Here is an 18107-nt window from a genome sequence, read left to right as displayed (position 1 = left end):
GGAAGGCTCCCCACCTTCTCTGGTACGACAGACAGCATGGACATCGCGGCTTCCGGCACACCCCATGTACCGGAACGTCGATGGTAGGCCGGCCAGCCCGTCACGGACAGTGAAACAGTCCTCACTTCAAACCTCATGACCGGCGGCCCGGCAAGACAGATATCGTAAGCCGTGCAAGGCCCACGAGGCGAGGGGAAGCGGCTGTCCGTTTCCCGCCAGTGGCATGATGTTCATCACAGTTTGGTATTCAAGGGCCGGACGCGACACAAACGGCGTCATTGACCACCCCGACTATAATCAAACGCCCGTGATGACCGGTTCAGACTCCATGCCCGATCCTGCTGCCCTGCTCGCCCTGGATGCCCGCCGCTCGGTGCCCTCGCGGCAACTGGGCGAGCCCGGGCCGGACCCGGCCACCCTGCAGCGGATGCTGGCCTCGGCGGTGCGCGTGCCCGACCACGGCAAGCGCGTGCCGTTCCGCTTCCTGAAAATCGCAGGCGATGCACGTCACACTCTGGGCGAGTTCCTGGCTGAACGCAGCCGCCAGCGCGACCCACATGCGGGCGAGGCCGTGTTCGAGAAGGACCGCCAGCGTTTCAGCCACGCACCGCTGGTGATCGTGGTGGTGGCCAGCCCGCGGCCGGACCCGAAGGTGCCCGAACAGGAACAGCTGATGACCGCCGGCTGCGTCTGTTTCGCCCTGCTGCAGGCCGCGCAGGCGCTGGGTTTCGGCGCACAGTGGCTGACCGCCTGGATGGCCTTCGATCCAGCCGTGCAGGCCCACCTGGGCCTGGTCGACGGCGAACGCATCGCCGGCTTCATCCACATCGGTACGCCCAAGGCCGACGTACCCGAGCGCGAGCGCCCCGACCCGGCGGCCCTGCTGCGCGACTGGACGCCCCCGGCATGACCCTGCCGGCCGCCCCGCCGTCGCTGTACCTGGTTGATGCCAGCATCTACGTGTTCCGTGCCTGGCATTCACTGCCAGACCAGTTCCAGGACGCACAGGGCTGGCCCACCAATGCGGTGCACGGCTTCGCCCGCTTCCTGCTGGACCTGCTCGAGCGCGAGCGCCCGCGGCACATCGCCATCGCCTTCGACGAAGCGCTCGACAGCGGTTTCCGCCACCGGCTGTATCCGGCCTACAAGGCCAACCGCGAGCCGGCACCGGAGGCGCTCAAGCGCCAGTTCGTGCACTGCAAGGCGCTGTGCGCGGCGCTGGGCCTTGCGGTCCTGGCCCACCACGACTACGAGGCCGACGACCTGATCGGCAGCGCCCTGCACGTACACCGGGGCAGCCATCGCGGGGTGATCATCTCCGCCGACAAGGACCTGTCGCAGCTGCTGGTCGACCATGACGAGCAGTGGGACTACGCCCGCAACCAGCGCTGGAACGTGGCCGGGGTGAAGGCGCGGCACGGCGTGCACGCGCACCAGATCGCCGACTACCTGGCGCTGTGTGGCGATGCGGTGGACAACATTCCCGGTGTCAGTGGCGTCGGCAGCAAATCGGCCGCCGTGCTGCTGGCCCATTTCGGCAGCATGGATGCGCTGTTCGAACGACTGGACGAAGTGCCGTTCCTGCGCCTGCGTGGCGCTGCACAGATGGCAGTGCGGCTGCGCGAGCAGCGCGAGCACGCCCAGCTCTGGCGCCAGCTGACCACCATCGCGCTGGACGCGCCGTTGGAGGGCAGCCAGCCCGGACTGCTGCGCCAATCGGCCGATCCAGAGCTGCTCGGTGGCCTGTGCCAGACCCTGCGCTTCGGCCCGATGACCCGCCGCCGGCTGTTCGACGCCGCCGGCGTGGCCGATCCTCTTCCCTCCCACAGCGAGCCCGCATGAGCCAGCGCAATACCGAAGCCCCGCGCGTCGTCTACGAAGGCAAGTACCAGCGCATGCTGGTGCGCGGTACCTGGGAGTACAGCGAACGCACCCATGCCGGTGGCCTGGCCGCGATCATCATCGCCGTCACCCCGGAGGACAAGGTGCTGTTCGTCGAACAGTTCCGTGTACCGCTGCAGGCGCCCACCATCGAAATGCCGGCCGGCCTGGTCGGCGACATCCACGCCGGCGAATCGATCGAAGTCTCGGCGGTGCGTGAACTGGAAGAAGAAACAGGTTGGACCGCCGATCACGCCGAAGTGCTGATGATCGGCCCGACGTCTTCCGGCGCCAGCAGCGAGAAGATCGCCTTCGTGCGCGCCACCGGCCTGCGCCGCATCGGCGAAGGGGGCGGTGATGACAGCGAGGACATCACCGTGCACGAGATTCCACGCAATGAGGCTGCAGCGTGGCTGGTGCAGAAGATGGGCGAAGGCTACGAGCTGGACGCCAAGCTCTGGGCCGGGCTGTGGATGATCGAGCACCACCTGGACGGGCGCCCGCGTGGCTGACGCTGACCTGCACAGGCTGCCTGCGTTGCTCGGCGCCGACGACCCGGCGATCTACACGATCCACCGGGCGCAGGGCGTCTCGCCCTACCTCCTGCTGGCCGACCACGCTGGCCAGCAGGTGCCGCGTGCGCTGACCGGGCTCGGCCTGCCCCAGGCCGAGCTGGACCGCCATATCGGCTGGGACATCGGCATCGCCGGCACCACCCGTGCACTGGCCGAACGGCTCGATGCCTGGGCGATCGAACAGACGTACTCGCGGCTGCTGATCGACTGCAACCGCCCACTGGCCTCACCGACGCTGATTCCGGAGGTGAGCGACCACACCGTGGTGCCGGGCAATGCCGGGCTGTCGGCGGCGCAGCGCCAGCAGCGCATCGATGCGGTCCACGCGCCGTACCATGCACGCATCGAGACCGAGCTTGATGCGCGCCGTGATGCCGGCCAGCCCACCCTGCTGGTGATGATGCACAGCTTCACCCCCGTGATGAACGGCACGCAGCGGCCCTGGCACGCCGGCGTGCTGTACCACCAGGACATGCGTTTTGCCCATGCACTGCTGCAGGCATTGCGCGACGAAGGCGACCTGGTGGTGGGGGACAACGAACCGTATTCGGTCAGCAGTACCAGCGACTACGCGGTGCCGGTGCATGGCGAAGGCCGCGGGCTGGTGCACGTGGAACTGGAGATCCGCCAGGACCTCATTGCCGATATGGCAGGGCAGCAGGCGTGGGCCGAGCGGTTGGCGCGGATCTTCAGCGCGCTGCAACCGGAGTTGCTGGCGCTGGGTTGAACGCGCGTGGTTCCATCCCGTATCGGTAGGCCGGCCGCTGGCCGGCAACCTCAGTGATCCAACCACCCCGAGGTTGCCGGCCAGCGGCCGGCACTACCACAGGCGCGGCACATCCCCCCACGGCAACCCCTTCAATCATGCCTCGTTGGCCGGGCAGACGGTGGCGGCCGATTCGGCCGGTGCCGGGCGCAGGCCCAGCGCGATCACCACGCCGAACAGTGAAAACAAGGCGGCACCGTATTCGGCGCGCACCAGCCCGGCCAGTGCACTCGGCGAACCGGCTGTACCGGCATCGGCATTGGCCACCATCACCAGCACGGCCAGGCCCAGCGCACCACCGATCTGCTGCGCGGTCGCCGCCATGCCAGATGCAACACCCTGCTGTGCGGACGGCACGCCCTGCCCGGCCACGATCCACATCGAGGTCCAGGTCATGCCCTGGCCGATGCTCAGCACTACCACGCCCGGCAGCAGCGGCCAGAAGTTCGCGCCGTGCGGCAGCGTCGCGGCCACCCAGGCGATACCGATGGCGCCGGCCAGCTGCCCGATCACCAGCACCTTGCGCGCGCTCCTGCGCTGCAGCGTCCACTCGGCCAGCTGGATGCCGACCGTGCACACCGCAGTGGCGGGCAGGAACGCCAGGCCGGCCTGCAGCGGGCTCCAGCCGTAGCCGTCCTGGAAGTACAGCGCCATGAAGTAGTACTGCACCCCATAGCTGCTCATGAAGGCGAAGGTCAGGCCCAGTGCCGCGCGCAGTCCGGGCAGCCGCAGCAACGCGAACTGCATCAGCGGATCGCGGCTGCGCTGTTCGATCTGCACGAACGCCACCAGCAACAGCACCGACAGCAGCAGGCAGCCCAGCGTGGCCGGCGCAGTCCAGCCCCACTCCGGCCCTTGCACGAGGGTAGTGACCAGCAGGCTGCCGCCGGCAGTGACGGTGATGCAGCCGGCCAGATCGAACGAGCGGCCCTGCGCACGCGGGCCATCGGCCGGCAACCACGCACCCGCAGTCACCGCGCAGGTGGTGGCCAGCGGCACGATCACCGCCAGCACCGCCGGCCAGCCGAACGCCTGGGTCAGCACGCCACCGAGCAGCGTGCCCAGCGCCAGGCCCACCGCGCTGGCCATGCTCCAGATCGCAAGTGCACGGTTGCGCACCGGACCTTCCGCATACAACGTGTTGATCAGCGCCAGCGTGGAAGGGAACAGCAATGCCGCGCCGATGCCCTGCGCCGCACGCGCGATGATCAGCAGGGTGGCGTTCGGCGCCAGCGCGCCGAGCAGCGATGCCAGTGCGAACAGCAGCATGCCCAGCCGGTAGAAGCGGCGGCGGCCGATCAGGTCGGCGGCACGCCCGCCCAGCAGCAGGCTGCCGCCAAAGGCCACGGTGTAGGCACTGACCACCCATTGCAGCTGCTGTGCGTTGATCTCCAGCGCGCGCCCCATGTCATGCAGGGCGACGAAGATGATGGTGGCGTCCAGGGCGATGATCAGCTGGGCGGTGGCCAGCAGGGCCAGCGCCCAGCGCGGGTACTTGAGGGGAGGCATCGACGGTCCGGTGCTGTGGGGGAGCGCAGTCTCATTGATGCAGAGCTATCAATAAACCCCATTCCGCCCATATCTGTCATGATTTTCAGCATGAATGGAACCTCGATGGACCTCAATGCCGTGCGCATGCTGGTGCAGGTGGCCGAAGCACGCAGTTTCACCGTCGCCGCCGGGCAGCTGGGCCTGAGCCAGTCAGGCCTGTCGCGCGCGATCAGTCGGCTGGAGGCCACGCTGGGGGTGAAGCTGCTGCAGCGAAACACCCGCAACGTGGCGCTGACCCCGGATGGTCGCCAGTTCGTCGATCAGGTCGCGCCCCTGCTGTGCGGTCTCGAGGACGCCGAACGCCAGTTGGCCGACCGTCCGTGCACACCCTCGGGCACCCTGAAGATCAGTGCGCCCTCGATGTTCGGGCGCAAGGTGCTGGTACCGCTGCTGGGGCCGATGCTGCAGCAGCACCCGCAACTGCAGGTGGAAGCCGTGCTCAACGACCGCCTGGTCGATCTGGTCGAGGAAGGCTTCGATGCCGCGCTGCGCACCGGCGTCATCGCCGACCAGCGCATCGTCGCGCGGCCACTGCGGCCGCTGCGCTGGGTGACGGTGGCCAGCCCGGACTACCTCGACCGCTGTGGCGCGCCCGACGATGTGGCCGCCTTGCGGGATCATGCCTGCCTGGCGGTGCGCAACCTGCGCAGTGGCCGGCTGGTGGACTGGCAGTTCCTGCAGGACGGCCAGCTTCACGACTTCACGCCACCGGCGCGGATGGTGTTCGACAGCGGCGATCCGCTGGTGGAAGCGGCGATCGCCGGCATCGGCATCGTGCAGGTGATGGATTTCGCGGTGGCCGACGCCTTGGCCGACGGCCGCCTGCTGCGCGTGCTGCAGCCGTTTGAAGGCCGCAGCCGCGCGCTGTCACTGATCTACCCACCGTCGCGCCAGCATTCGCCGAAGCTGCAGGTACTGGCCGACGCGTTGCTGGCTGGGGACTGGTAGCGCCGACCGCTGGCCGGCGCCTGCAAATCCAGACGTTTCACGTGTGGACTGCGGTAGATCCACGCCATGCGTGGATGGGGTTGGCAGCGTCGGGCCATGCCCGGCGCTACCGGTGCGGCGTTGCCGGCCAGCGGCCGGCACTACCGGTCAGGCGAAGCTATCGGTGGCGCGCACCAGCGCGTCCACGTTCTCGGCCTCGAACGCCGAGTGGCCCGAGGCCGGGGTGATTTCCAGCTTCGCCTTCGGCCACACCTTGGTCAGATCCCAGGCATTGGCCAGCGGGCAGACGACGTCGTAGCGGCCGTGCACGATCACGCCCGGGATGTCGGCGATGCGGTGCGCGTCGCGCAGCAGCTGGTCTTCCACTTCGAAGAAGCCGCCGTTGACGAAGTAGTGGTTCTCGATGCGGGCAAACGCCAGCGCGAAATGCGGGTCTTCGTGGCTGTTGATGAAGTCATCATCCACATGCAGGAAGCTGGTCGCGCCTTCCCACACCGCCCACGCCTTGGCCGCTTCCAGGCGGGTGGTTTCGTCGTCGCTGGTCAGGCGGCGGTGGAAGGCCGAGATCAGGTCATGACGCTCCACCGACGGGATCGGCTTGAGGTAGTGCTCCCACGCATCCGGGAACAGGCGGTTGGCGCCTTCCTGGTAGAACCATTCCAGCTCCCAGCGACGCAGCATGAAGATGCCGCGCAGGACCAGTTCGGTCACGCGCTGCGGGTGGGTTTCGGAATAGGCCAGGGCCAGGGTCGAGCCCCAGCTGCCACCGAACACCTGCCAGCGATCGACCTTCAGGTGCTCGCGCAGCTTCTCGATATCGGCGACGAGGTCCCAGGTGGTGTTGTCCACCAGATCCGCGTGCGGGGTGGAACGGCCAGCACCGCGCTGGTCGAACAGGATGATGCGGTACTTGGATGGGTCGTGGAACTGGCGCATCTTGTCGCTGCAGCCGCCACCCGGGCCACCATGCAGCATCACCACCGGCTTGCCTTCCGGGTTGCCGCACTGTTCGAAGTACAGCGTGTGGCGGTCGTCGACCTTCAGGGTGCCGACGTCGTAGGGGGTGATGGCGGGGTACAGCGTACGCATGCTTGCAGCTCCAGGGTGATGCCCTGCCGGGGCAGGAGAACCTCCATTCTAGGCCGGACGCCGGCCCAGGGTGATGCGGTCGCGCTGCTCCAGGTCCTGCACGGTCTGCACCTCGGCAAATCCCGTCGCCTCGAACAGTGCCCGGATCGCGGCGCCCTGGTCCCAACCGTGCTCGATCAGCAACCAACCGCCGGGCCGCAGGTGGGCCTGGCCACCCTCGACGATGCGGCGGATGTCATCCAGGCCGTCCATGCCCGAGGCCAGCGCGGTAGACGGTTCGAAGCGCAGGTCGCCCTGTTCCAGGTGCGGGTCGTTGCTGGCGATGTACGGCGGATTGCTGGCGATCAGGTCGAAGCGCACGCCCTGCAGCGGCGCATACCAGTCGTGCCCGCCCTCGGCGAAACGGACGTTGTCCAGTTCATGGCGGGCGGCATTGCGCGCGGCCACGGCCAGCGCGCCCGGGCTGGCATCGGTGGCCAGCACCTGTGCCCGGGGCCGTTCGCTGGCCAGTGCCAGTGCGATCGCACCGCTGCCGGTACCGAGGTCGGCCAGCTGCAACGCCTGGTCCGGCGGCAGTCGCTCCAGCGCCAACTCGACCAGCAGCTCGGTTTCCGGGCGCGGGATCAGCGTGGCCGGGTCGACCTCCAGGTCCAGCGTCCAGAAACCGCGGCGCCCGGTCAGGTAGGCAACCGGCTCACCGGCCACACGGCGAGCCAGCAAGGCTTCGAAGGCGGCCTGGTCATTGGCGGCCAGCGGATCGGTGGCATGGGCGAACAGCCAGCTGCGCGGGCGGTCCAGTACATGCAGCAGCAGAAGTTCGGCTTCGTGGCGGGCGTCGACACCGCCCAAGCGGGCACTGGCGTCGGCTACGACCTGACGCAGAGTGGGTTCGGGTTGGAAAGACATGTCTCAATTGTAGAGCCGAGCCGATGCTCGGCTGCTGCTGGAACAGCCGAGCATCGGCTCGGCTCTACAGATCCACCGTCGAGCATGGCTCGACGCTACAAAAAAGCTGGAATCCGTTCAGGTTTCGCCAGAGGGTATAAGGAGGGGCTATCAGCCCTCTTCACACATCCCGGGCAATTTTCCTTGCCACACAAGCAGTTGCAGGATGGGAGCGGCATGGTTCAGTGCTGGCTCACGGCCTTTTGATAGACTACATCTATCAAATAGATGCAATCAATGGATTGTTCTTATCGCGAGCGAATGGGTAACCTAGCTCCTGTCGATTCACCCACTCCCCTTCACCAGAGGAAAAATGATGTCCCTCATCAATACCCAGATCCAGCCGTTCGAAGCCAACGCCTACCACAACGGCGAGTTCATCAAGGTTTCCGACGCCAGCCTGAAGGGCCAGTGGTCCGTCCTGATCTTCATGCCGGCCGCCTTCACCTTCAACTGCCCGACCGAGATCGAAGACGCGGCCGACCACTACGCCGAGTTCAAGAAGGCCGGCGCCGAGGTCTACATCGTCACCACCGACACCCACTTCTCGCACAAGGTGTGGCACGAAACCTCGCCGGCCGTCGGCAAGGCCCAGTTCCCGCTGGTCGGCGACCCGACCCACCAGCTGACCAACGCCTTCGGCGTGCACATTCCGGAAGAAGGCCTGGCCCTGCGCGGCACCTTCATCATCAACCCGGAAGGCGTGATCAAGACCCTGGAGATCCACTCCAACGAGATCGCCCGTGACGTGTCCGAGACCCTGCGCAAGCTGAAGGCTGCCCAGTTCACCGCCGCCAACCCGAACCAGGTCTGCCCGGCCAAGTGGAAGGAAGGCGAGAAGACCCTGACCCCGTCGCTGGACCTGGTCGGCAAGATCTAAGGCAGTACCGGCCTGCCGTGGCCCCACGCCACGGCGCGCCCTTCATCCCCGTGCCGGTCCCCCCGCCGGCGTGGGGGTGAACCCAAGACAGCCAACGCGCGCCAGCTTTGGCCAGCCAGCCCCTTCCACGGTCGCTGTCTTGGGTTCACCCCTACCCCCTGCTGGTCCGCTACCTTCTACAGCGGTGCCACGCCCCCTGTTTGCCTGAAGCCAGGAGATGACCCGATGTTGGACGCCAACCTGCAGTCGCAGCTGAAGACCTATCTGGAGCGCGTGACCCGCCCGATCCAGATCACCGCGCACGCCGACGACGGCGCCAAGTCGCAGGAAATGCTGGAACTGCTGCAGACCCTGGAAAGCCTGTCGGACAAGATCACGCTGCAGGTCCTGCGCGATGGCCAGGGCCGCGTGCCGTCCTTCGACCTGGGCACGCCGGGCCAGGACATCCACCTGACCTTCGCCGGCCTGCCGATGGGCCACGAGTTCACCTCGCTGGTGCTCGCCCTGCTGCAGGTCGGCGGCCACCCGTCCAAGGCCACCGCCGAGCTGATCGAGCAGGTGCAGAACCTGGAAGGCGAGTACAGGTTCGAAACCTACTTCTCGCTGTCCTGCCAGAACTGCCCGGACGTGGTGCAGGCGCTGAACCTGGCCGCGGTGCTCAACCCGCGCATCCAGCACGTGGCCATCGATGGCGCCCTGTTCCAGGACGAAGTCGAGAAGCGCGAGATCATGTCGGTGCCGACCGTGTACCTCAACGGTGAAGTGTTCGACCAGGGCCGCATGACCCTGGAGCAGATCGTGGCCAAGCTGGACACCAATGCCAGCAAGCGCGATGCCGAGAAGATCGCCGCCAAGGACGCCTTCGACGTGCTGGTGGTGGGCGGTGGCCCGGCCGGTGCTGCAGCGGCGATCTACGCCGCGCGCAAGGGCATCCGTACCGGCATCGCCGCCGAGCGTTTCGGTGGCCAGGTGCTGGACACGATGGCCATCGAGAACTTTATCTCGGTGAAGGAGACCGAAGGCCCGAAGCTGGCCACGGCGCTGGAGCAGCACGTGCGCGAGTACGAGGTGGACATCATGAACCTGCAGCGCGCCAGTGCGCTGGTGCCGGCCGGCGAAGACGGCCTGGTGCAGGTGCAGCTGGAGAACGGCGCGGTGCTGAAGTCGCGTTCGGTGATCCTGTCCACCGGCGCGCGCTGGCGGCAGATGAACGTGCCGGGCGAGGACCAGTACCGCAACAAGGGCGTGGCCTACTGCCCGCACTGCGATGGTCCATTGTTCAAGGGCAAGCGCGTGGCGGTGATCGGCGGCGGCAACTCCGGTGTGGAAGCGGCCATCGACCTGGCCGGCATCGTGTCGCATGTAACCCTGCTGGAGTTCGATTCCAGCCTGCGTGCCGACGAAGTGCTGCAGAAGAAGCTGCGCAGCCTGGGCAACGTCACCGTGCTGACCAGCGCACAGACCACCGAAGTGCTCGGCGACGGCAGCAAGGTCACCGGCCTGGTCTACAAGGACCGCATCGGCGGCGATGCCCACCGCGTCGAGCTGGAAGGCATCTTCGTGCAGATCGGCCTGCTGCCCAACACCGAGTGGCTGAAGGATGTGGTGGCGCTGTCGCCGCGCGGCGAGATCGTCATCGACGACCGCGGCCAGACCAACCTGCCGGGTGTGTTTGCTGCTGGCGATTGCACGACGGTGCCCTACAAGCAGATCATCATCGCCATGGGCGCCGGCTCGACCGCCGCACTGAGTGCGTTCGACCACCTGATCCGCTCGTCGGTGAGCAACAGCAGCGGTGCCGTTGCTGAAGCGGCCTGATCCACCGTTCCCAGATCACCGGGAACATTGTCTGCCTGTCGGGTAACCACGCCGTCAGCCGGTCCGTTACCCCTGGGGTGTAAGGATGAACCTACGTGATCTGAAGTACCTGGTAGCCCTGGCCGACCACAAGCATTTCGGCCGGGCTGCCGCGTCCTGCTTTGTCAGCCAGCCGACGTTGTCCACGCAGATCCGCAAGCTGGAGGAAGAGCTCGGCCTGCCGCTGGTGGAACGCGCACCGCGCAAGGTGATGCTGACCCCGGCCGGCCAGGAAGCAGCCGCACGGGCGCGGGTGATCGTGTCCGAAGTGGAACAGCTGAAGGAAGCGGCGCGACGCAGCCGCGATCCGGAAGCCGGTACGGTGCGCCTGGGGATCTTCCCGACCCTCGGCCCGTACCTGCTGCCGCATGTGATCCCGCGCATCCGCGAGCGCTTCCCGGAGCTGGAACTGCTGCTGGTCGAGGAAAAGAGCGATGTGCTGCTGGACCGCCTGCGCGAAGGCAAGCTCGACGCTGCATTGCTGGCGCTGCCGGTGATCGACGAACAGCTGCATGCCGAGTTCCTGTTCGAGGAACCGTTCCTGCTGGCCGTCTCCGGTCGCCACCCGCTGGCACGTCGCGAGCACCTGGACGTGCAGGAACTGGCCACGCAGAAGCTGCTGCTGCTGGAGGACGGCCATTGCCTGCGCGACCAGGCGCTGGAAGTCTGCCGCCTGTTCGGCGCCAACGAGAAGTCCGAGTTCCGCGCCACCAGCCTGGAAACGCTGCGGCAGATGGTCGCCGCCGACGTCGGCATCACCCTGCTGCCGAGTCTGTCGGTGCAGCCGCCAGTGCCGCGCTCGAACAACATCCGCCTGCTCGACTTCACCGGCGAAGGCCGTCCCAGCCGCCGCATCGCCATGATCTGGCGCCGCAGCTCGGCCATGAACGACTTCCTGATGGACCTGGCCGACCAGTTCAAGCGCCTGCCGCAGGCGCTGTTCACGCTGGAGGCGCTCGATGCCGGCAGCGATGCACCGGCCCTGCCCGGCCCGGCGCTGAACGGCTGAACCCCTGCAGCACCGGCCCGGAATCGGCAGGAGTCGATTCCGGCCGCATTTGTCCCCACAATACAGACAGGCGGCGCCAGCAGGTGCCGCCTTTTGCATGGCTTTCAACCAAGGAGCGTCACCATGAACACCGCCAGCGGCCTGCCGCCGTCGATCACCGTTTCTACCTTCGACATGGACCGCCTGGACGCCATGCTCGAATCTCCCGCGCTGAGCCAGACGCCTGCCGCGCTCGCGCTTGCTGAAGAACTCAACCGGGCCACCGTGCTGGCACCGGACCAGATTCCCGAAGGCATCGTCATGATGCATTCGCGCGTGGAGTGCGAAGATGAAGTGTCGGGCGAAAAGCACGTCCTGACCCTGGTCTTCCCCCGCGAAGCCAACGTCGATGAAGGCAAGGTTTCCGTGCTGGCCCCGGTCGGCAGTGCCCTGCTCGGCCTTTCGATCGGCCAGAGCATCGACTGGACCGCGCCCGGCGGCCGCAAGCTGCGCCTGCGCGTGACCGCGGTCCACAACGACCGCCCCTGATTACCGCTGCGCACCGCGCGCGATTCGATCCCCCTGTCCCAGGAGCCGTAATGAGTACCCCGTCCAAACTGTCCCAGCTGCGCGAACTGTCCGTGGTTGTTGCCGATACCGGTGACTACGAGGCGATCAAGCGCCTGCAGCCGGTGGACTGCACCACCAACCCGACCCTGGTGAAGAAGGCGCTGGACCTGCCGGTCTACGCCGAGCTGATCGAACGCGAACTGGCCTGGGGCCGCCAGCAGACGGGCGACCGCGAAGCCGTGGTGCACGCCGTGGCCGACCGCCTGACCATCGGCGTCGGCGCGCTGCTGAGCACGCTGGTGCCGGGCCGGGTGTCCACCGAGGTGGATGCCGACCTGGCTCACGACACCGCTGCCACCGTGGCCAAGGCCCGCCAGTTCATCCAGATGTACGCCGACGCCGGCGTGCCGCGCGAGAAGATCCTGATCAAGATCGCCGCGACCTGGGAAGGCGTGGAAGCCGCGCGCATCCTGCAGGCCGAGGGCATCGACTGCAACCTGACGCTGATCTTCAACCCGACCCAGGCGCTGGCCTGCAGCGAAGCCGGGGCGTTCCTGATCTCGCCGTTCGTCGGCCGCATCCTGGACTGGTACGTGGCCAACGGCCAGGCCCCGGCCACCATCGATGAAGACCCGGGCGTGAAGTTCGTGCGCGGCGTGTATGCCGAATTCAAGCGTCGCGGTTCGCCGACGGTGGTGATGGGCGCCTCGTTCCGTTCGACCGCGCAGATCGAAGCGCTGGCCGGCTGCGACCGCCTGACGATTTCGCCGGACCTGCTGGAAAAGCTGGACGCCGACCACGGCGAGCTGCCGCGCAAGCTGGTGGCCGGCGCCGCCGATGGCACGGCGGTGACACCGATCGATGCGGCGAAGTTCGCGGCGGATCTGGCGGCCGATCCGATGGCGACCGAGAAGCTGGCGACCGGCATCGATGCGTTTGCCAAGGATCTGGAAGCGCTGCGCGAGCGGATCCGCGCGGCACTGTGAGGATTCCGGCCAACGGCTGAGCCCCTCGTGGCGGGGGGCTCAGAGCAAAAGCCGTGCTGGGTCGGGCGGGTTGGGTTCGCGGGAGACGCCGTGAATCCATCCCTGGAGGCTTGGCCGCCGCTTGCTCGTGTGCGCTGTCCTGCGCACACGGCAAGACCGGGGTTGGGCGTCCTGCCCAACCCGCCCGAGGCATGCCTCGGGCCCATGCGGCTCACGCCCCTGCACGGCCTACCCACCCCGCCTTCGACAGTTTCCTGCGGCCGCCCGCCACGGAAGAAGGAAAGAAGAGCAACAGCGGGTCGCGCGCTTCGCTTGCTTGGAGCGGAGCATGGCTCCGCTCTACAGAAAGCACTGCAGGATCAAACAAAAAGGACGCGGCAAACGCCGCGTCCTTTTTGTTTTTCTTCAGTTCGTCAGTAACCCATGCTCTTGCCCACCGTCACCGGGAAACTGTCGAAGGTGGGACGGGGGCGGCTGGCAGGACCGTTGGCGCCATGGATGGCGCCATCGAGCCCCCATGGACGGGTTTACGGCGTGTCCTGCCAGCCGCCCCCGTCCCGCCCAACCATCAGCAACCCAGAGCCGCTTTGGCTGTTGATGTTGATGTTGACGTTGCCCGCCGCAGGCGGACCACCGCGCGTCAGCGCGGCGCCTCCACATCCACCCCGATCGGGCAGCTCACGCCGGTGCCGCCGATGCCGCAGTAGCCGTTCGGATTCTTCGCCAGGTACTGCTGGTGGTAGTCCTCGGCGTAGTAGTACGCCGGTGCCGGGTACACGATCTCGGTGGTGATCGGGCCGTAGCCGGCCGCAGCCAGCTGCGCCTGGTAGGCCTCGCGGCTGGCCAGCGCGGCCTTGTACTGGGCCTCGTCGGTGGCATGGATCGCCGAGCGGTACTGGGTGCCGGTGTCGTTGCCCTGACGCATGCCCTGGGTTGGATCGTGGCTTTCCCAGAACAGCTGCAGCAGCCGCTCCAGGCTCACCACCGCCGGGTCGAACACCACCTGTACCACTTCGGTGTGGCCGGTCAGGCCCGAGCAGACCTCTTCATAGCTCGGGTTCGGCGTGATGCCGCCTGCATAGCCGACCGACGTGCTGTACACGCCCGGCTCGGTCCAGAACTTGCGCTCGGCGCCCCAGAAACAGCCCAGCGCAAAGCGGATCTGCTGCAGGCCGGCGAAACGGTCCTTCAGCGGATGGCTGTTCACGAAGTGCTGGTTGCTGTGCAGCGGCAGTGGTTGGTCACGCCCCGGTAGCGCCTCTTCCGGGCGCGGCAGGCGCTGCTTGAAGGCGCCGATGCCGAGGATGCCCTGGCCAATTCCCAACATGATGCGCTCCTACGCCGGAAGGCCGGCAATGTCGTCTGCATCGGAAATGGGGTCGGACGGGGCCTGGCCCAAGTCCAGCGCCGCTACGATGTCCTCGGCCTGCGGCCGCGCCGCATCGGGGATGCCGACCCGCAACACGCCAAACAGCGGCAGCTCGCCCATCCCGCCCAGCAACTGCTCTCCGAACACGAACGCGGGGATACCGGCGTCTTCCAGGGCGTGCTTGACCAGATGGGCGTCGAACAGGTTGTCGGCCTTGTACACGATGTGCATGTGGCGGCTCCTCGGGGCAAGGGTCCAGCATACGCCTGGGGGCTGAATGGTGGAGAGGGCGGGACCCGAGAGTTGCCGGCCAGCGGCCGGCACTACCGGAAGACGCCGGGTATTGCCGGCCGCTGGCCGGCAATCCCGGCAGTTCTGCCCGGTACGCGCTAGACTGTTGGTCTTTCTGCCTTTCTTTTCGCCGACTCATGTCCGAGCACACCCCTGCCAGCCCCGAGACCCCCGCCGACAGCCACGAGAAGCGCGATTTCATCCGCCAGATCGTGCGCGAGGACCTGGCCAGCGGAAAGCACCAGGCGATCAAGACCCGCTTCCCGCCGGAGCCGAACGGCTACCTGCACATCGGTCATGCCAAGTCGATCTGCCTGAACTTCGGCATCGCCGGCGAGTTCAGCGGCGTCTGCAACCTGCGCTTCGACGACACCAACCCGGCCAAGGAAGATCCGGAATACGTGGCCGCGATCCAGGACGACGTGCGCTGGCTGGGCTTTGAGTGGAACGAACTGCGCCACGCCTCGGACTACTTCCAGGCCTACTACCTGGCCGCCGAGAAGCTGATCGAACAGGGCAAGGCCTATGTCTGCGACCTGTCGGCCGAAGAAGTGCGCGCCTACCGCGGCACCCTGACCGAGCCGGGTCGCCCGTCGCCGTGGCGCGACCGCAGCGTCGAGGAAAACCTCGACCTGTTCCGCCGCATGCGCGCCGGTGAATTCCCGGATGGCGCGCGCACCCTGCGCGCGAAGATCGACATGGCCAGCGGCAACATCAACCTGCGCGATCCTGCGCTGTACCGCATCAAGCACGTCGAGCACCAGAACACCGGCAACGCGTGGCCAATCTACCCGATGTACGACTTCGCCCATGCGCTGGGTGATTCGATCGAGGGCATCACCCACTCGCTGTGCACGCTGGAATTCGAAGACCACCGCCCGCTGTACGACTGGTGCGTGGACAACGTCGATTTCGCCCATGACGACGCGCTGACCCAGCCGCTGGTCGATGCCGGGCTGCCACGCGAAGCGGCCAAGCCGCGCCAGATCGAGTTCTCGCGCCTGAACATCAACTACACGGTGATGAGCAAGCGCAAGCTGATGGCGCTGGTCACCGAACAGCTGGTGGATGGCTGGGAAGACCCGCGCATGCCGACCCTGCAGGGCCTGCGCCGCCGTGGCTACACCCCGGCCGCGATGCGCCTGTTCGCCGAGCGCGTGGGCATCAGCAAGCAGAATTCGCTGATCGACTTCAGCGTGCTGGAAGGCGCACTGCGCGAGGACCTCGACAGCGCCGCACCACGCCGCATGGCGGTGGTCGATCCGGTCAAGCTGGTGCTGACCAACCTTCCGGAAGGCCACGAAGAACTGCTGACCTTCAGCAACCACCCGAAGGACGAGAGCTTCGGCAGCCGCGAAGTTCCGTTCGCCCGCGAAGTGTGGATCGATCGCGAGGACTTCGCCGAAGTGCCGCCGAAGGGCTGGAAGCGCCTGGTGCCGGGCGGCGAAGTGCGCCTGCGTGGCGCCGGCATCATCCGCTGCGACGAAGTGATCAAGGATGCCGACGGCACCATCATCGAACTGCGCGGCTGGCTCGATCCGGAATCGCGTCCGGGCATGGAAGGCGCCAACCGCAAGGTCAAGGGCACCATCCACTGGGTCAGCGCCGTGCACGGCGTGCCGGCCGAGATCCGCCTGTACGACCGCCTGTTCTCGGTGCCGAACCCGGATGACGAATCGGAAGGCAAGACCTACCGCGGCTACCTGAACCCGGAATCGCGCCGTACCGTCACCGGCTATGTCGAGCCGGCCGCAGCCAGCGCCGCACCGGAGCAGTCGTTCCAGTTCGAGCGCACCGGCTATTTCGTCGCCGACCGCCGCGATCACACCGAAGCCAAGCCGGTGTTCAACCGCAGCGTGACCCTGCGCGACACCTGGTCGGCCTGAGGACCTGCGCGGGCGCCGGGATGGCGCCCGCACACCCCCGACGATGATCACCGCCCTGTCCGCCCTGCTCTGGTTCATCTCGCAGCATCCGCTGCTGACGTTCTTTGCAGCAATGGTGCTGGCCGGGCTGGTCTCGTGGTGGCGGCGCTCGCCGATCTACGCCATCGTGGTGTTTCCGCTGGCGATGCTCAACATCTTCCTCGGCAGCTTCCTCAACGCCACTTTCCTCAATGCGGTGGGCGAGCGCGGTGAAGCCGTGATCGTGAAGGCCGAGGAAACCAATTCCACGCTCAACGAACAGTACATCTGGCGTTACGAAGCGGTGTTGCGCACCGCCGAGGACCGCGACGTGGAGGTGGTGTTCCATACCAACACCGCCTCGCTGTGGCCGCTGGAGAACGCCATCCGTATCCCTGCGCAGGACCAGCCGTTCGTCGTGAAGTACACGCCGGGCTTCCCACGCAACTTCGTCATCCTCACCAACGAATCGCCGCACGGCATCGCGCAAGCCCGTGCCAGCGCGCGCGAGCGGGTGGAGGTGGCGGCGCGCAAGCTGCACTTCAGCCCGGGCAATGCCGGTTTCCGCGCGGACTATCGCCGCGAGCTGGAAAGCTGGCTGCGCGACCACGGCAACGACCCGCAGCAGCAGTCCGACGCGCAGCGCTATCGCGCCGAACTTGACGCGCTCGACCGCTAGCACCAGGCCCGGCCTGGATGCTCCACCCGATCCATCCACAGGCCCGACATGACCACGACGTCCACCGCCCTCCTCCCACTGCTGCAGCAGGCGCTGCAGGACGTCAGCGTCGCCAGCCGCATCGACGGCAACGCGCTGCTGCTGGACAGCGGACTGCGCCTGACCCCGCATGCGATGGCCGCATACGCGCGCGACAACGGCGGCTGGCAGACCTCCACCGTCATCGAAAGCCAGCATCCGCTGCTGTTCGCTGACGGCCTGTTCGAGTACCAGCACGCCAACGGTACCGATGAACAGGCATCGCTGCTGGCCGGCTTCCAGGCCTGGGCACGGGTGGACCTGGTGACCCTGCAGACCGCGATCGGCGCCGAAGACGCACAGGGCCTGCCGATGATGGGCCTGACCTATCCGGCCGGCGATGACGGCCATGAACACGAACGCACCGTGGTGCTGGGTCCGCTGGCGCATTACCGCGAGCACGAGGTGGACGCCAGCACCTGCAGCGAGGACGACCATGGGTCCTGTCCGTGCTGCCTGTTCACCAGGAGCATGGACGCCTTCGACGAACTGCTGAAAGCGCGCCCATTCCTGGCCATCCGCCTGTTCGCCTCGCGCGATGCCGATGGCCTGTGCGAGGCCGATTGCCGGGTCAATGGCCACGACTTCGCCGCTGCCCTGCCATTGCTGCGCGCGTATGCCGCCAGCTGGCCGCAGGCCGGGCTGGAGTTCCGCAAGCAGTACGTGGTGATCCGCACCGGCTCGCCCGGCTGACCCACCGCCACACCCGATACAGGCCGGTGCGGCTACACTGCGCGCCGGTTTCCCAAG

Annotated in this window: 18 protein-coding genes; 13 read left to right on the top strand and 5 right to left on the bottom strand. The window is 67.1% G+C overall.

Features of this window, described 5'->3' with window-relative positions; genetic code table 11:
* Positions 1 to 328 precede the first annotated feature (328 nt).
* The 4 genes from ACSDHM_RS01960 to ACSDHM_RS01945 are packed head-to-tail and all read left to right on the top strand — an operon-like array spanning position 329 to position 3183.
* Complete coding sequence (locus ACSDHM_RS01960; RefSeq protein WP_061480136.1) at positions 329 to 910, top strand: nitroreductase family protein; 582 nt, start codon at positions 329 to 331, stop codon at positions 908 to 910.
* Positions 907 to 1842, top strand: coding sequence for a 5'-3' exonuclease (locus tag ACSDHM_RS01955; protein ID WP_088496471.1), 936 nt, complete (start codon positions 907 to 909; stop codon positions 1840 to 1842). The genes ACSDHM_RS01960 and ACSDHM_RS01955 overlap by 4 nt, the downstream gene beginning before the upstream one ends.
* Entirely contained in the window at positions 1839 to 2393 is a 555-nt protein-coding gene (locus ACSDHM_RS01950) for an NUDIX hydrolase (RefSeq protein ID WP_061480126.1), read from the top strand. Before ACSDHM_RS01955 ends, ACSDHM_RS01950 begins: the two co-directional genes overlap by 4 nt.
* Positions 2386 to 3183 (top strand): N-formylglutamate amidohydrolase, encoded by a 798-nt coding sequence (locus tag ACSDHM_RS01945; protein ID WP_414604852.1) that lies wholly within the window; start codon positions 2386 to 2388, stop codon positions 3181 to 3183. The genes ACSDHM_RS01950 and ACSDHM_RS01945 overlap by 8 nt, the downstream gene beginning before the upstream one ends.
* Positions 3184 to 3318: 135 nt before the next feature.
* Here ACSDHM_RS01945 and ACSDHM_RS01940 read toward each other — a convergent pair whose 3' ends face one another.
* On the bottom strand, positions 3319 to 4731 hold the full coding sequence (locus ACSDHM_RS01940; RefSeq protein ID WP_439426609.1) for an MFS transporter: 1413 nt from the start codon (positions 4729 to 4731) through the stop codon (positions 3319 to 3321).
* Between the two features lie 105 nt (positions 4732 to 4836).
* Between ACSDHM_RS01940 and ACSDHM_RS01935 the strand changes: the two genes are divergently transcribed.
* On the top strand, positions 4837 to 5721 hold the full coding sequence (locus tag ACSDHM_RS01935) for a LysR family transcriptional regulator (RefSeq protein ID WP_111008009.1): 885 nt from the start codon (positions 4837 to 4839) through the stop codon (positions 5719 to 5721).
* 147 nt (positions 5722 to 5868) lie between these two features.
* Here the strand turns inward: ACSDHM_RS01935 and pip are convergent, their stop codons facing one another.
* Both pip and prmC read right to left on the bottom strand, forming a co-directional pair.
* On the bottom strand, positions 5869 to 6810 hold the full coding sequence (pip, locus tag ACSDHM_RS01930) for a prolyl aminopeptidase (RefSeq protein ID WP_439426608.1): 942 nt from the start codon (positions 6808 to 6810) through the stop codon (positions 5869 to 5871).
* 48 nt (positions 6811 to 6858) lie between these two features.
* Positions 6859 to 7716 carry a peptide chain release factor N(5)-glutamine methyltransferase gene (gene prmC, locus ACSDHM_RS01925; RefSeq protein WP_111008010.1) on the bottom strand — a complete coding sequence of 286 codons (858 nt, stop codon included), beginning with the start codon at positions 7714 to 7716 and terminating at the stop codon, positions 6859 to 6861.
* A gap of 355 nt (positions 7717 to 8071) precedes the next feature.
* Between prmC and ahpC the strand changes: the two genes are divergently transcribed.
* From ahpC to ACSDHM_RS01900, 5 genes are all read left to right on the top strand, one after another.
* Positions 8072 to 8635, top strand: coding sequence for an alkyl hydroperoxide reductase subunit C (ahpC, locus tag ACSDHM_RS01920; RefSeq protein WP_005408159.1), 564 nt, complete (start codon positions 8072 to 8074; stop codon positions 8633 to 8635).
* A gap of 225 nt (positions 8636 to 8860) precedes the next feature.
* Positions 8861 to 10453: an alkyl hydroperoxide reductase subunit F gene (ahpF, locus tag ACSDHM_RS01915; protein WP_088497416.1), complete on the top strand. Its 1593-nt coding sequence runs from the start codon at positions 8861 to 8863 to the stop codon at positions 10451 to 10453.
* Between the two features lie 85 nt (positions 10454 to 10538).
* Entirely contained in the window at positions 10539 to 11501 is a 963-nt protein-coding gene (locus tag ACSDHM_RS01910) for a LysR substrate-binding domain-containing protein (protein WP_111008012.1), read from the top strand.
* A 123-nt stretch (positions 11502 to 11624) separates the two neighbouring features.
* Positions 11625 to 12029, top strand: coding sequence for a nucleoside diphosphate kinase regulator (rnk, locus tag ACSDHM_RS01905; RefSeq protein ID WP_049414505.1), 405 nt, complete (start codon positions 11625 to 11627; stop codon positions 12027 to 12029).
* 50 nt (positions 12030 to 12079) lie between these two features.
* Positions 12080 to 13036 carry a transaldolase gene (locus ACSDHM_RS01900; protein ID WP_061480133.1) on the top strand — a complete coding sequence of 319 codons (957 nt, stop codon included), beginning with the start codon at positions 12080 to 12082 and terminating at the stop codon, positions 13034 to 13036.
* A gap of 640 nt (positions 13037 to 13676) precedes the next feature.
* Here the strand turns inward: ACSDHM_RS01900 and msrA are convergent.
* Positions 13677 to 14342, bottom strand: coding sequence for a peptide-methionine (S)-S-oxide reductase MsrA (gene msrA, locus ACSDHM_RS01895; RefSeq protein ID WP_439426965.1), 666 nt, complete (start codon positions 14340 to 14342; stop codon positions 13677 to 13679).
* 30 nt (positions 14343 to 14372) lie between these two features.
* Entirely contained in the window at positions 14373 to 14636 is a 264-nt protein-coding gene (locus tag ACSDHM_RS01890) for a putative signal transducing protein (protein WP_005415362.1), read from the bottom strand.
* A 197-nt stretch (positions 14637 to 14833) separates the two neighbouring features.
* Here ACSDHM_RS01890 and ACSDHM_RS01885 point away from each other — a divergent pair, with 197 nt between their 5' ends.
* The 3 genes from ACSDHM_RS01885 to ACSDHM_RS01875 are packed head-to-tail and all read left to right on the top strand — an operon-like array spanning position 14834 to position 18050.
* Positions 14834 to 16582: a glutamine--tRNA ligase/YqeY domain fusion protein gene (locus ACSDHM_RS01885; RefSeq protein ID WP_439426607.1), complete on the top strand. Its 1749-nt coding sequence runs from the start codon at positions 14834 to 14836 to the stop codon at positions 16580 to 16582.
* A 43-nt stretch (positions 16583 to 16625) separates the two neighbouring features.
* Positions 16626 to 17279 carry a hypothetical protein gene (locus tag ACSDHM_RS01880; RefSeq protein ID WP_188241492.1) on the top strand — a complete coding sequence of 218 codons (654 nt, stop codon included), beginning with the start codon at positions 16626 to 16628 and terminating at the stop codon, positions 17277 to 17279.
* Positions 17280 to 17327: 48 nt separating this feature from the next.
* A complete protein-coding gene (locus ACSDHM_RS01875; RefSeq protein WP_439426606.1) occupies positions 17328 to 18050 on the top strand; it encodes a DUF6348 family protein in 723 nt (240 codons plus the stop codon).
* Positions 18051 to 18107 lie beyond the last annotated feature (57 nt).

It is taken from the genome of Stenotrophomonas sp. T8 (assembly GCF_051853085.1).
In the GTDB taxonomy this organism is placed as follows: domain Bacteria; phylum Pseudomonadota; class Gammaproteobacteria; order Xanthomonadales; family Xanthomonadaceae; genus Stenotrophomonas; species Stenotrophomonas sepilia.
The sequence above is the reverse complement of the archived record's forward strand: the minus strand, read 5'-3'. Positions and strand labels throughout refer to the sequence as shown.

What these genes read in the sequence shown, in the direction of transcription:
- ACSDHM_RS01900 (WP_061480133.1), top strand. Translation starts at nt 12,080, where the DNA reads ATGAGTACCCCGTCCAAACTGTCCCAGCTGCGCGAACTGTCCGTGGTT.
- ahpF (WP_088497416.1), top strand. Translation starts at nt 8,861, where the DNA reads ATGTTGGACGCCAACCTGCAGTCGCAGCTGAAGACCTATCTGGAGCGC.
- ACSDHM_RS01875 (WP_439426606.1), top strand. Translation starts at nt 17,328, where the DNA reads ATGACCACGACGTCCACCGCCCTCCTCCCACTGCTGCAGCAGGCGCTG.
- ACSDHM_RS01885 (WP_439426607.1), top strand. Translation starts at nt 14,834, where the DNA reads ATGTCCGAGCACACCCCTGCCAGCCCCGAGACCCCCGCCGACAGCCAC.
- rnk (WP_049414505.1), top strand. Translation starts at nt 11,625, where the DNA reads ATGAACACCGCCAGCGGCCTGCCGCCGTCGATCACCGTTTCTACCTTC.
- pip (WP_439426608.1), bottom strand. Translation starts at nt 6,810, where the DNA reads ATGCGTACGCTGTACCCCGCCATCACCCCCTACGACGTCGGCACCCTG.
- ACSDHM_RS01935 (WP_111008009.1), top strand. Translation starts at nt 4,837, where the DNA reads ATGGACCTCAATGCCGTGCGCATGCTGGTGCAGGTGGCCGAAGCACGC.
- ACSDHM_RS01955 (WP_088496471.1), top strand. Translation starts at nt 907, where the DNA reads ATGACCCTGCCGGCCGCCCCGCCGTCGCTGTACCTGGTTGATGCCAGC.
- ACSDHM_RS01940 (WP_439426609.1), bottom strand. Translation starts at nt 4,731, where the DNA reads ATGCCTCCCCTCAAGTACCCGCGCTGGGCGCTGGCCCTGCTGGCCACC.
- ACSDHM_RS01910 (WP_111008012.1), top strand. Translation starts at nt 10,539, where the DNA reads ATGAACCTACGTGATCTGAAGTACCTGGTAGCCCTGGCCGACCACAAG.
- ACSDHM_RS01950 (WP_061480126.1), top strand. Translation starts at nt 1,839, where the DNA reads ATGAGCCAGCGCAATACCGAAGCCCCGCGCGTCGTCTACGAAGGCAAG.
- ahpC (WP_005408159.1), top strand. Translation starts at nt 8,072, where the DNA reads ATGTCCCTCATCAATACCCAGATCCAGCCGTTCGAAGCCAACGCCTAC.
- prmC (WP_111008010.1), bottom strand. Translation starts at nt 7,716, where the DNA reads ATGTCTTTCCAACCCGAACCCACTCTGCGTCAGGTCGTAGCCGACGCC.
- ACSDHM_RS01960 (WP_061480136.1), top strand. Translation starts at nt 329, where the DNA reads ATGCCCGATCCTGCTGCCCTGCTCGCCCTGGATGCCCGCCGCTCGGTG.
- ACSDHM_RS01880 (WP_188241492.1), top strand. Translation starts at nt 16,626, where the DNA reads ATGATCACCGCCCTGTCCGCCCTGCTCTGGTTCATCTCGCAGCATCCG.
- ACSDHM_RS01890 (WP_005415362.1), bottom strand. Translation starts at nt 14,636, where the DNA reads ATGCACATCGTGTACAAGGCCGACAACCTGTTCGACGCCCATCTGGTC.